This is a genomic window from Phycisphaerales bacterium AB-hyl4 (assembly GCA_041821185.1).
GTDB classification, from domain to species: domain Bacteria; phylum Planctomycetota; class Phycisphaerae; order Phycisphaerales; family Phycisphaeraceae; genus Natronomicrosphaera; species Natronomicrosphaera hydrolytica.
This window is the reverse complement of sequence record JBGUBD010000001.1, coordinates 549,970-562,678: the sequence shown is the minus strand read 5'-3', so window position 1 is coordinate 562,678 and position 12,709 is coordinate 549,970. Positions and strand designations below refer to the sequence as shown.

Sequence of the window (12,709 nt, the reverse complement as noted above, 5' to 3'; positions counted from 1 at the left end):
CTGGCTCGACGGCCCTGCCCGCCCCCGCCCCAACCACAAACCACAAACCGCCCCCTCCCCTACACCGCCATCACCCCGTCGCCCTGCGGGTGTACCACCACGACCTGATCGCCCGCCCGTGGCCGAACGGGGTGCATGCCCGTAAACGCTCCCATCGCCGGCAGCACCGCAACCCGCTCGCCAAACCAGAAGCAGGGCCACCGCAAGCTCGCCCGCCCCGCACCATGCAGCCGAACCGCCGGGTGCACATGCCCCGCAAGCGTCGGCGTTGAGCACGCCCCTTCGGCCGAGGGCTGGCTCGGCGGCTCATGTTCAAACCGCAACCCTGCCAACTCCCACACCGGCTCGACCCAGTGCATGTCCAGCGTTGCCACATCGTCCGCCAGCGTTGCGTCGTGATTGCCCGGCACGACCACGATCTCCATCGCTCGTCGGCGTTGCCGCCATTGTGACAAGCAGTCGAGCAGGCGATCGGACAGCCCCGTCCGTGCGTGAAACAGATCGCCGAGCACGATCAATCGCGCCGCCTGTGTCGCGCCGAGCATCGCATCAAGTCGGCCGAGGTTCGCCTCCGCCGTGCCCCAAGGCACGGGCACGCCGGCTTGCCGAAAATGGTCCGCCTTGCCGAAATGCACATCCGCCACGATCAACGCCCGCTGCGCATGCCAGTACGCCCCGCGCTGCGCCAGCAGTTCAAAGCGATGCCCATGCCATGTGATTGCAATTCGGTCCATCATCATTCACCCGTCATCCGCCACCTTCTCCAACGCCACCGCCATCGCCCGTACCCGGTCGCTCCAATGTTCGCTGGTCACGTGATTCTCACGCAAATGCTCGGCCCAAAGCGGAAACGCCAACGGCGACAACTGCTCAAGCGTCACCCGCACCAGCCTCATCGCTTCGATCCGCTCCAGCGCCTGCTTGAGTCGCCTCACTTCCAACTGTTCTTCAAGCACTTCCCGCCGGGCCTGATCCAGCAGCAGGTTGTCCGCATCGAACTCGGCGAACACATCGTAAAACAGTTCGCTGGACGCTTGCAGTTGCCTCGTCGATTTCGACTGCCCCGGATAGCCGGTGAAGATCAATCCCGCCACACGAGCGATCTCGCGAAACTGCCTGCGGGCAAGCTCCGTCGCGTTCAGGCAAGCCAGCAGGTCTTCGACGAGCCGATCCGTGCTGAGCACGTCACGCCATGCCTTTTCATCCATCGCGATCGGCTCGGGGCACATCAACTCCAGTCCATAATCATTCACCGTCGCAGTGATCGACCGTGGCGCCTGCTGCGACAAACGATACGCCAGCAACGCCCCGAGCCCTTCATGCACCAGTCGTCCTTGAAATGGATACGCAAACAGGTGATGCCCTTCGCGCGACGTAGCCGACTCGATGAGCAACTCGTCCGCCGCGGGCAATCGCGACCATTGTCGTTGCAACTCAAGCAGCGGCCGCACTGCCCGCATTTCATCATCGGTGAATCGCTCAGCCAGCGCATCATCAAACTTCGCCCGCACCGCGTCCGCCAGTTGCGTCGACAGCGGGCTCTTCCCGCCTTGCCATCGCGGGACATTGCCCGACAACCGCGTTGCCCGCCGCACGTACGCTGTCATGTTCTGCGTTTTAATCAGCTCCAACGGCTGCCCGGCAAACAAAAAGCGATCACCCGGCTTCAAACGTGCGATGAACGACTCTTCCACCGTGCCCAGCGACCGCCCGCGTGCAAGCTTCACGATCATCGCCGCATCGCTCGTGATCGTGCCGATGCCCATGCGATGCTGCTTCGCGATCTGCTGCGAACTGACGTGATACTGGCCGTCGCCGTTCGGCGGCGCGACTCGGCGGTAGTGCGGGTACGCATATAACGCCTTGCCGCCGCGCGTGACGAAGTCCATCGCCCATTGCCACTGCTCGGCCGACAGGTCGCGAAACGCATACGTCGCTTTCACTTCTTCATACAACGCATGTTCATCAAACCCACCACCCGCCGCGACTGTCACCAGATGTTGCACCAACACGTCGATCGGCCGATCCAGCGGCCGACGCGACTCGACCCGCTTCCCCTCAATCCCCACCCGCGCCGCGGCGAACTCGATCAACTCAAACGCATGCGTCGGCACGCCGAGCACACGACTCACCGCGCCCGGCTGATGCCCGCTGCGGCCGGCCCGTTGCATCAACCTCGCCACCCCCTTCGGACTGCCCACCTGAAACACCCGATCCACCGGCGAAAAGTCCACCCCCAGGTCCAAACTCGACGTACACACCACGCAACGCAGCTTGCCCTCGCGAAGCAGGTCCTCCACCTTCTGCCGCAACTTGCGATCCAGCGACCCGTGGTGCAACGCGACCTCGCCGATCCAGTTCGGCCGATGCTTCACAATCGCCGCGAACCAAAGCTCCGCCTGCGATCGCGTATTCGTAAACAGCAGCGCACTGCCCACCTTGTCCAACTCATCGAGCACCTGCGGGAGCAGCTTCAACCCCAGATGCCCCGCCCAGGGGAATCGCTCCAGATCGTCGGGGACGATGGTCTCAATCCGGACAGCCTTCTGCGATTCGCCGCGAATCAGCACGCCTGATTTTGCTTTCGCGCGACCCAACAGCACATCGCGCGCCTGTTCGAGGTTGCCCATCGTCGCCGACAGCCCCCACGTCTGCATAGCCGGGTTCCACCGCCGCAGTCGCGCGAGGCCAAGCTCTGTCTGCGTGCCGCGCTTGGTCGACATCAACTCATGCCATTCATCCACCACCACGCTTTGCACGTGGGCGAACTTCGCCTTCGCGTCCGCGTAGCTCAGCAGCAGCGATAAACTCTCAGGCGTTGTCACCAGCACGCTCGGCAAGCGCTTCTTCTGCCGCGCCTTGATCGACGAACTCACATCCCCGGTGCGCAGCTCCAGCGTCCATGGCAAGCCGACGTCTTCAATCGGCTCGCGCAACGAATTGGCGGTATCGCTGGCGAGCGCGCGCAACGGTGTGATCCACAGCATCGTCAGCGGCGGCGATTTCAACGCCGCCCACGATTGCCGATCCGGGTGCGCATCGCACCAGCGCATCATCGGCCCGAGCCCCACAGCGAACGTCTTGCCCATCCCGGTCGGCGCATGCACCAGCCCGCTCGCCCCCGCGAGCTGCGCGTCCCATGTCTGCTGTTGAAAGTCGAACGGCGTGTAGCCGCGCTGCTGCGTAAACCAGTGGCGCACCACATTCATGGCGGAGGGGGCATGACTAGGTGGCGCCGTGACAGGGTGACAAGGCGATACCTCGCGCGCGTTGGACTTCGGCTTGCTCACCTTGTCACCCTGTCACCCCCTCACCTTGTCACGGTTCACCCCCCCGCGATTCGCACGATGTCGTAAAACGTTACCGTCACGAACACGAACCCGATCAGCGCCAGCCCCACCAGGGTTGCGGCGGTCTGTACACGCGGGCCCGCAGGCGAACCCTTGAGTTTTTCGATGATGAGGAACACCATCAGTCCGCCGTCCACAATCGGAATCGGCAGGAAGTTGATGATCGCCAGGTTGATACTGATCAAACCGAGGAAGAAAAACAGATACGCCCAGCCTTCTGCCGCGACTTGCCTGCCTTCATCGACGATGCCCACCGGCCCACGCAGCTGCTCGAAGCCGATCCACCCCTGGATCAGCCGCAGCAGTGTGACATAGGTCTGCAGCATGAACTGATGCGTCTTTTGCAGGCCGATCACCGTGGCTTCGATGGGGTTGTCGCCCGACAGCCGTTCGCGAAGCATGAGCAGATCGCGCTGCAACTCGCGCGGCGGCTGCCATTGCAACCGGGCCAACGCCGCGATGGTTTCCGCATCAAAACTGAGCACGTCGGTCTCGGTCGGCGAGCCGGCGATGTTCAACTCGTACGTGATCTCAACATCCAACACGTCGTCGCCGTCGGCGGCCCGCGCTGCGGCGATCAGCGCCGCCTGCATCTGAGCCCAGTTGCTCACCGGCTCACCGGCCAGCTCCACCACGCGCGATCCCGCCGGCAGGTCCAGCGACGCCGCGGCCGTGCCCGTCAGCGTGCCCGCCACGATCGGGTGTTCCATCGCCGGCTCGAGCGCCACGCCGATGCGCCCACCGCTCGGCCGAACGCGCGACTCCAGCACGATCGTCTCACCATCACGTAACACCGTCACGTCCAGCCCCTCGCGCGACGCGGCTTCGACCAGCTGCGGCAACTGTCGCGTTGAAGGCCAACGGTCGCTGCCGAGTGAAACCAGCACATCCCCCGCTTCAATGCCTGCCTGCTCCGCAGGGCTGTTCGCGGCCGGTGTCAGCCGTACTGCGGGTACGAGGCCGGCGAGGTGACCCAATGCGCGATGACGATCATCGACATCCACCATCAACTGCGGCGTCGTGTTTTCAAATGACACATTTACCTGTTCGCTGCCGTCGTCGGTTGCGAACGTCACCTCGAAAGGCTGCGTGCCGAACTGCTGCACGGCCCGGTATAGTTGCCCGTAGCCATCCACCGCTTCACCATTCACCGCGACGACGCGCATGCCCTCACGCACGCCTGCCCGGTCCAACGTGCCACCTTCACGCGGCGCGGCTTCAAGGCTGCTGATCGGCGCGATGCCGACGCTCAGCAGGTTTTCGATCGGGTCGCGACGGGGCGCCATGCGGTAGATCAGCGGTTGATCCGCCCCTTCGCGATCAATGGTGAACTCAATGGGGACGTCAGGTCGGCCGAGCGCCGCGGCGAGACGGAGCTCCATGAAGTCGCCGATTTCGTCGCCGTTGATGTGCGTGATGTGATCGCCGACGCGCAAGCCGCGATAATCCGGATCGCCTTCATATCCCTGTGCATAGGTGACGTCTGCCGGTGCGCCGCTTTGCACGCCGCCGACGAGGGCGGGCGGGAACTGCACGCCGGACATGAAGGCGATGATCAGGAACAGCAGGCCGAAGATCAGGTTCATCACGACGCCGGCGGAGATGACGCAGGCACGCGCCCACACGGGTTTTTTGTTGAACGCGCGGGGGTCTTCGCTTTGCGCGTTGGGGTCCATGTCCTCCTGGCCGAGCATTTTGACGTAGCCGCCCAGTGGCAGGTAGTTCAGGCGGTATTCGGTTTCGCCGAGCGAGGCGGGGTCGACGCCTTCGTTGATGCGCTTCTGGTATTCGGGCTCGGTCGTGCCGACGCGGAAGCCGATGCCCTTACGCCACGTGATCATGCTCGGTCCGAAGCCGATGGCGAACTGCGTGCACTTGATGCCCACGGCTCGCGCGACGAGAAAGTGGCCCAACTCGTGAACGAAGATGAGGAAACCGAACCCGAGGATCAGGGCCAGCAAAGCAATCGGGGTATGTGTCAGCAAGTCCATGGCAGTTGAGCATCCAGTGTGACCCGATGAGGTCGTATGTTTTCAATTCGTTCGTCGCGGAGGGCCGCGTGAGTGTACGTTCACGAACGCGCTCCGCGGCGCTTCGCGGCTAACTTACGGCGCTGGGCGTTGTGCGGATGCGCTGCGCGACGAACGCCCGCGCTTTGCGGTCCGCGTCCAGTATGGTCTCCAATGATTCGACCGGCTCGGGCTCGATGGCGGCGAGGGCTTCGGTCACCAGTTCCACAATACGACCGAAACGGACCTGCCGTTCGAGGAACGCCTGCACCGCCGCTTCGTTGGCGGCGTTGAAGACGGCCCCGGCCGTGCCGCCGGCGTCGATTACATCGTAGGCCAGCTTCAACGCGGGGAACCGCTCAAGGTCCGGCGGCTCGAACGTCAACTGGCTGAGCGCCGACCAGTCCATCGCCTCGCTACACCCGACGGGGCGGTCAGGCCAGGTCAGGGCGTACTGGATCGGCCCGCGCATGTCCGGCGAGCCGAGCTGCGCGAGCACATTGTGGTCGACGAACTCGACGAAGCTGTGCACGATCGACTGCGGGTGCACGATCACATCGATCTTCTCACCCGCGAGGCCGAACAGCCAGTGCGCTTCGATGATTTCCAGCGCCTTATTCATCATCGTCGCCGAGTCGATGGTGATCTTTCGGCCCATCGTCCAGGTCGGATGTTTGAGCGCTTGCTCCACGGTAGCGTTTTCGATTGTTGTCTTGTCCGCGGTGCGAAACGGCCCGCCCGAGGCAGTGAGCACGATCCGCTTCACCTCGCGGCGGGGGTGCTCGGCAAGACATTGAAAGATCGCTGAATGTTCCGAGTCGACAGGCAGCAGTTGAGCGCCGTGCTCACGGACCAACGGCGTGACGAGCATGCCGGCGGCGACGAGTGTTTCCTTATTGGCGAGGCTGACCCGCCGACCGAGTTGCACCGCGGCGAGTGTGGCAGGCAGACCTGCCGAGCCAACGACGGCGGCGGCGACATCAGTCGCTTCGACTTCTCGTACAAGCGTTTCGGCGGCCGCGTCGCCGACGTATACCTTCGCATCGGGCAGGGCGGCGCGGACCTCGTCGGCAATGGCAGGGTCGGCGACGGCAATGTGGCGTACGTGGTGCTGTTTCGCCTGCTCGATGAGTTTCGTGCTGGAGCGCGACGCCGCAAGGCCGACCACTTCAATGGTGGCAGCGCGGGTGCGGCGGAGGTGTTCGACCACGTTCAGCGTATTGACGCCGATGGACCCGGTCGAGCCCAGCACGATCAGCTTGCGGGCGTCGGCGTCGCTCATGCGTTCTCACTTGCTCTCGATTCGATGATCTTGTTGCTGTAGCCCGAGCCGACGGTCGGGGTCGCGGCCGGCTTGGGGCGATCGGCGTTGCCCTGGTTACCGCCGCTCGGCTTGCTGTCAGTCGACTTATCGTCGGCCGGCTTGCTTTGGGCCTGATTACCATCGGCCTGTTTTCCGTCAGCCCGATTGCCGTCAGCTTGATTGCCGTCAGCCCGGTTGCCATCGGATGGCTGGCCGTCGCCGTTGGCCTCGGCGGACTGCTTTCCGCGGCGTCGGCTGCGGCCACCGCGACGTCGCCGACGCTTCTTGCCCGTGCCCGCGCCTTCCCCTTCGCCCTCGCCCGTGCCCTCACCGGCATTGGCATTGGCATTGCCGTCGGCCTCCTCGGTCTGCGGCGCGGCTTTGTCAGTGGGGCCTTCGTCAGCGGTCGTGTCGCTGGTTTGCTTCGATCGCGTGCGTGAAGCCTGTTTGGGCGACCTTTTCTTCGGCTGCGACGGTGCTTCATCGTCAACGGTGTCGTCGGCGGTATCTTTGGCACGGTCCTGCGCCGACGCTTCGCGATCGTCTGTCGATGGCGTTGAGCCGTCGTCATCCGAGCGGTTGCGACCGCGGCCGCCGCGCCGTCGCCGACGCCGACGCCGTTTCTTGCCGCCGCCTTCGCCATCGCCGTCGCCGTCGCCCTGGCCATCGCCGCTCGCGTCCAACTGGGCGGGGGCGTCGATCGCTTCGACGGCCGGTCGGTCGGGCACGTCGCTGAGATCGACCGTGTCATCATCGACGTCATCGTCGTCGACGAGATCTTCGACCTGGATGTCGCTGGTCAACTCGCGGAACGTGGTGTCGGTTGGCTCGGAGAGGTTGGCGGGCCTGAGCAGGGATTCGAGGTCGACCGCGCCGCCACGTTCGTCGTAAGCGGTCGCGTCGACGTAGTCGATACTGTGGCCGCCGACGCGGACGGTGACGGCCTTGCTGTGGCGGTTTTCCAATGCGACCAGCTCAGTTCGCTTGCGGTTAAGCAACTGGAAGGCGACGTCCGGGCTGATGGTTAGGTCGACGCGCGTGACGTTCTTATGCTGCATCGCGAGCGCCAGGCGTCGCATGACGTCGAGCACGACGGACTCGGCGCTCTTGACGTGGCCCGAGCCGTGGCAGTGTTCGCATTCGTTGTAGAGCGAGCTTTGCAACGACGGCCGCATGCGCTGGCGGGTCATTTCCAGTAGCCCGAACTGGCTGATGCCGCCGATGCGCGTGCGGGCGCGGTCGTTTTTGATCATCTCACGGAAGCGCTGCTCGACCGTTCGGCGGTGGTTGCGGTCGCGCATGTCGATCAGGTCGAGCACGACGACGCCGCCGAGGTCGCGAAGGCGCAGTTGCCTCGCGATTTCATCCACGGCTTCCTTGTTGGTGTTGAATGCGTTGGACTCGGCGTCGCGCGCGTCGCGACTCTTGCCAGAGTTCACGTCGATGGCGACCAGCGCCTCGGCCGAGTCGAACACCAGCGAGCCGCCAGAGGGCAGGGGCACTTCGCGGGCGTTGATCGATTCGATCTGGCTTTCAATGCCGAAGCGGTGAAACAGCGGCACGTGGTCTTCGTAGTAGACGCACTTGGATCGCGAGCGCGGGCTGGCGATGGTGAGGAAATCGTGGGCGCGCTTCGCGGCGGTGGGGTCGTCGACGACGATGCGGTCGATGTCGGTGGAGAAGACATCGCGGATGGTTCGGATGACCAGGTCGGACTCGGTATAGAGTTCGCCGGTCTTGCCGATGCGCTTTTGTTTGCGCTCGATGTTTTTCCAGAGTCGGACGAGATAAGCGAGGTCGCGTTTGAGGTCGGTTTTGGTCTGTCCGATGCCTGCGGTACGGACAATGAAGCCGAAGCCTTCAGGCGGGTTGAGCTCGGCGAGCAGCTTGCGGGCCTCTTTGCGTGCGTCGTCGTCTTCGACTTTTCGCGAGACGCCGAGGCGTTGCATCTGGGGCATCATCACGACGAATCGGCCGGGGATGGAGAGATAGCTGGTGAGCGTCGGGCCCTTCGTGCCGATGCCTTCCTTGAGCACTTGGACGAGGATTTCCTGTCCACGTCGGAGGCATTTTTGAATGGGCGGGCGATCGCGGTGGGGCGTCTTTGAGCCGACCTGTTCAAATTCTTCGCGGTCCTTGCCGGGGAAGAACATGGGGTGAAGGTCGGAGACGTGGAGGAAGCCGTTGCGTTCCAGGCCGAAGTCGACGAACGCGGCTTGAATGCTGGGCTCGACGTTGGTGACTTTGCCTTTGTAGATGCTTCCGACGTGGCTCTCGTTGGAGGCGCGTTCCTGGTAGAACTCTTCAAGCTTGCCGTCGCGTACGATGGCGATGCGGCATTCTTCCCCCGGGACGTAGTTGATGAGCATTTCTGTTTTTGGCACTTCAAATCAGTTTCGAGTTCCGAGTTTCGAGTTTCGAGTTACGCATTTGGAAGGTTGGCCGTGCAACATGATGCGCCTGGCCTTGGAATGCGACAACTGGAAACTGGAAACTCGAAACTCGAAACTCCTTTCGGTTATAGATCACCTGCTCAAGCCCGGCGGAGGTTACGTGAGTCCGCCTTTGGCGAGCGGGGCGATCCGGCTAACGGTTGTCCGAAGCATCAATATCTGGCGGACCTTCCGCCGATGGCCTCGGGAACGACTTTGCCCAGTTCGTCGCGAAGGTAGTTCAACACTTCGCGATCCGAGTCGAAGGCGCTGACGCGCCTGGCGACTTTCTGACACTGCTCGATATTGACCGAGCGCAGGATACGCTTGATTTCCGGAATTGCGGGCGGCGTAATCGAGAAGCACCGCAATCCGAGCCCCAGCAGCAGCATGGTGAATTCCGGTTCGCCGGCCATTTCACCACACAAGCTGACATCTATTTTAGCCCGTTGCCCAGCGCGGATGATCTCCTTGATGAGGCTGATCACGGCCGGGTGTGCGGCGGAGTAGAGACTCGCGATCCGTTCGTTGCCGCGGTCCACCGCCACCGTGTACTGGATCAGGTCATTGGTCCCGATCGAAAAGAAGTCCACTTCGCGCGTAAACGCCCGGGCTTGCAGCGCGGCGGAGGGGACTTCGACCATGATACCGATCGGAATGTCGCGGGCATACTCGATGCCCTGTTCGTCGAGGTCCTCCATGACGTCGTTAAGGATCATTTTCGCCTGCCGCAGCTCCATGATGTTGGAGATCAGCGGAAACATGATTTTAACCGGCCCCTGCGTGCTCGCGCGGAGAATAGCGCGCAACTGTGTCTTGAAGAGCGGGAGGTTCTGGAGGCAGAGGCGGATGGATCGGCAGCCGAGGAAGGGGTTTCGCTCGTGCGTGTCGCCGCCGGCGAGGGTCATCTGATGCGTGAGCTTGTCCGCGCCGAGGTCGAGCGTGCGGACGGTGAGCGGGAGGCCGTCGAGGTTGCGGATGGCTTCGACGTAGGTTTCGTATTGCTCCTGCTCGGCAGGCTCGTTGTCGGCGGCGAGGAAGAGAAACTCCGTGCGGTAGAGGCCGATGCCCACGGCGCCGTTGTGGATGGCGGGAGGGATTTCGCTGGGGAATTCGATGTTGGCCAGCAGATTGACCTTCGTGCCATCTTTGGTGACAGCGGGCAGCTTGCTCAGCTCGCCGAGCGTGTCCTCCATGGCGGCCATGCGCCGCAGCTCCTGGCGGTATTCCATGAGCTTGGCGGCGTCGGGGTCGATGATGATCTGGCCCTGGTGGCCGTCGATGATGACGGTTTCGCCGGAGGCGATCTGCCGGGTGATGCTGCCCAGGCCGACGACGGCGGGGATACCGAGCGCGTGGGCGAGGATGGCGGTGTGGCTGGTGCGGCCGCCGGCGTCGGTGGCGAGGCCCTTGATTTTGGTCTTGTCGAGGGCGGCGGTCTGGGAGGGCGTCAGATCGTGGGCGACGACGACGGCAGGGCTGGTGAGTTGGCTGAGCTCGGTGCGGGTGTAGCCGACGAGATGCTTGAGGATGCGTTTTTGAAGATCGTAGACGTCGCTGACGCGCTCGCGGAGGTAGGAACGTTCCTGTTGGAGGAACGTCTCGGCGAGGCGGTGGGTGGCCTGGTAGACGGCGTACTCGGCGGTAACGCGGTCAGCGTCGACGATGGCGCGGATCTGCTTGATCAGATACTCGTCGCGGAGCATGCCCTGATGGAAATCGAAGATTTTGGCAAGCTCTTCGCCAAGGGCCGTCGCGGTCTGCTGGCGAAGCTGTTCGAGCTCGTCGATGCTGGCGGCGATGGCCTGGTCGAGGCGTTCGTGCTCGTGGGGCACGCGGCTGGCGGAGACGCTGCGGCGCGGAATGGGCTGGTCCTCGGCGTCGAGCACGAGGGCGGGATAGATCGCCACGCCAGGCGAAACCGGTATGCCTTTCTTGATCTGCATCTACGATCCCACGGTCGATGCGGTTGCACCGATCAGGCCTCTAGTGTAGGCAATCGTGCACGGCCGTGTGGGGAAAGGGAATGCCCGATAACCGAAATTAAAGCCCGATCGGGCTTTGCGTTGCAATGTCATCGGCGTTTGGGAGGCAGGGGATGAGATTTCTGGTTTCGCGTTTCGTGGTTTGGCATTATCGGGGTGGGGAAGCCCACGGATTCGCTGCGCTACATCCGTGGGCTTTATTGGGGCGTTGTTGGGGTTGCGTCAGCCTTCGCCGGGCTCGGTCATGGAGCGGGGGTCGAGCAGCTCGTTGAGGCGGGGCTCGGGAATGAGCTTCTGTTCGAGGACGAGCTCGCGGATGGTTTTATTTTCGTTGAAGGCCTGCTTCGCGAGCTTGGCGGCGTTGTCGTAGCCGATCTCGGGGGCGAGGCTGGTGCACATCATCAGGGATTGTTCGATCAGGCCGGTGCATCGCTCGGCGTTAACTTCGAGGCCGACGAGCAGCTTGTCGACGAAGACGTTGGCGACGTTGGCGAGCAGATTGATCGATTCGAGCATGGCGTCGGTCATCACGGGCATGGCGACGTTCAGTTCCAGCAGCGAGCCCACGCCGCCGAGGCCTGCGGTGGTGATGGTGGCGTCGTTGCCGATGACACGGCAACTCACCTGCATGGCGGACTCGCAGATGACGGGGTTGACCTTGCCGGGCATGATGGAACTGCCGGGCTGGATGGCGGGCAGTTGCAGCTCGCCGAGGCCGCAGCGCGGGCCTGAGCCGAGCCAGCGGATGTCGTTGGCGATTTTGGAGAGGCTGACGGCGATGGTTTTCAGGCAGGCGTGTGCCTGCACGAAACAGTCGGCGGCGGCCTGGGCTTCGCGGTGGTTTTCGGCTTCGACGAAGTCGATGTCGAGGCGTTGGCTGAGCACGGTGCAGACCTTGCTGCCGAAGTCGGGGTGGGTGTTGATGCCCGTGCCGACGGCGGTGCCGCCGATGGGCATGTTCTGTCGCATGCCTTCGAGGGCGTAGCCGGCACGGAGGAGGGCGAATTTCGCTTGCTGGGTATAGCCGGAGAATACCTGGCCAACGCGGATGGGCGTGGCGTCCATGAGGTGCGTTCGGCCGATCTTGATGATGTCGTCCCACTGCTTCGCCTGCTTGTCGAGCTGGTCGTGCAGGCGTTGAAGGGCGGGGGTGAGCTTGCTCTTGAGGGCGACCGCGGCGGCGATGTGCATCGCGGTGGGGAAGGTGTCGTTGGAGGACTGGCCCATGTTGACGTGGTCGTTGGGGTGGATCGCGCTGCCGTGCAGCTGGGTGGCGCGGTGAGCGATGACCTCGTTGGCGTTCATGTTGGTGCTGGTGCCGCTGCCGGTCTGGTAGATGTCGACGACGAAATGGTCGTCGAGCTTGCCTTGGGCGACCTCGGTTGCGGCGTCGATGATGGCTTGGGCGATTTTCTTGTCGAGCTTGCCGAGGTCGGCGTTGGCCTGAGCGCAGGCGGCCTTGAGGTGGCCGAAGGCGTGGACGACTTCGCTCGGGACGCCGCGGTGGGCGATGGGGAAGTTTTCGCGCGCCCGCTGCGTGCTCGCGCCCCAGAGTGCCCATTCGGGAACCTGCATTTCGCCCATCGAGTCTTTTTCGATCCGCATCTTTTCGCTCATCTCAGCGTCTCCC

General features: G+C 63.5%; 7 protein-coding genes. All 7 read right to left on the bottom strand.

The window, feature by feature from the left end; translation table 11 throughout:
• Positions 1-59: 59 nt before the first annotated feature.
• The 7 genes from pdeM to ACERK3_02410 all read right to left on the bottom strand — a co-directional run bounded on the left by pdeM (position 60) and on the right by ACERK3_02410 (position 12,696).
• Positions 60-740, bottom strand: a complete 681-nt coding sequence (gene pdeM, locus ACERK3_02440) for a ligase-associated DNA damage response endonuclease PdeM (protein ID MFA9477145.1) — start codon at positions 738-740, stop codon at positions 60-62.
• Positions 741-3,209, bottom strand: coding sequence for a ligase-associated DNA damage response DEXH box helicase (locus ACERK3_02435; protein MFA9477144.1), 2,469 nt, complete (start codon positions 3,207-3,209; stop codon positions 741-743).
• A gap of 116 nt (positions 3,210-3,325) precedes the next feature.
• Entirely contained in the window at positions 3,326-5,341 is a 2,016-nt protein-coding gene (locus ACERK3_02430) for a site-2 protease family protein (protein ID MFA9477143.1), read from the bottom strand.
• A 109-nt stretch (positions 5,342-5,450) separates the two neighbouring features.
• A complete protein-coding gene (gene dxr / locus ACERK3_02425; protein ID MFA9477142.1) occupies positions 5,451-6,641 on the bottom strand; it encodes a 1-deoxy-D-xylulose-5-phosphate reductoisomerase in 1,191 nt (396 codons plus the stop codon).
• Complete coding sequence (locus ACERK3_02420; protein ID MFA9477141.1) at positions 6,638-9,046, bottom strand: Rne/Rng family ribonuclease; 2,409 nt, start codon at positions 9,044-9,046, stop codon at positions 6,638-6,640. The genes dxr and ACERK3_02420 overlap by 4 nt, the downstream gene beginning before the upstream one ends.
• A 221-nt stretch (positions 9,047-9,267) precedes the next feature.
• Complete coding sequence (gene ptsP / locus ACERK3_02415; GenBank protein ID MFA9477140.1) at positions 9,268-11,040, bottom strand: phosphoenolpyruvate--protein phosphotransferase; 1,773 nt, start codon at positions 11,038-11,040, stop codon at positions 9,268-9,270.
• Positions 11,041-11,301: 261 nt separating this feature from the next.
• Positions 11,302-12,696: a class II fumarate hydratase gene (locus tag ACERK3_02410; GenBank protein ID MFA9477139.1), complete on the bottom strand. Its 1,395-nt coding sequence runs from the start codon at positions 12,694-12,696 to the stop codon at positions 11,302-11,304.
• Positions 12,697-12,709: the final 13 nt, after the last annotated feature.

What these genes read in the sequence shown, in the direction of transcription:
- pdeM (MFA9477145.1), bottom strand. Translation starts at nt 740, where the DNA reads ATGATGATGGACCGAATTGCAATCACATGGCATGGGCATCGCTTTGAA.
- dxr (MFA9477142.1), bottom strand. Translation starts at nt 6,641, where the DNA reads ATGAGCGACGCCGACGCCCGCAAGCTGATCGTGCTGGGCTCGACCGGG.
- ACERK3_02430 (MFA9477143.1), bottom strand. Translation starts at nt 5,341, where the DNA reads ATGGACTTGCTGACACATACCCCGATTGCTTTGCTGGCCCTGATCCTC.
- ptsP (MFA9477140.1), bottom strand. Translation starts at nt 11,040, where the DNA reads ATGCAGATCAAGAAAGGCATACCGGTTTCGCCTGGCGTGGCGATCTAT.
- ACERK3_02435 (MFA9477144.1), bottom strand. Translation starts at nt 3,209, where the DNA reads ATGAATGTGGTGCGCCACTGGTTTACGCAGCAGCGCGGCTACACGCCG.
- ACERK3_02410 (MFA9477139.1), bottom strand. Translation starts at nt 12,696, where the DNA reads ATGAGCGAAAAGATGCGGATCGAAAAAGACTCGATGGGCGAAATGCAG.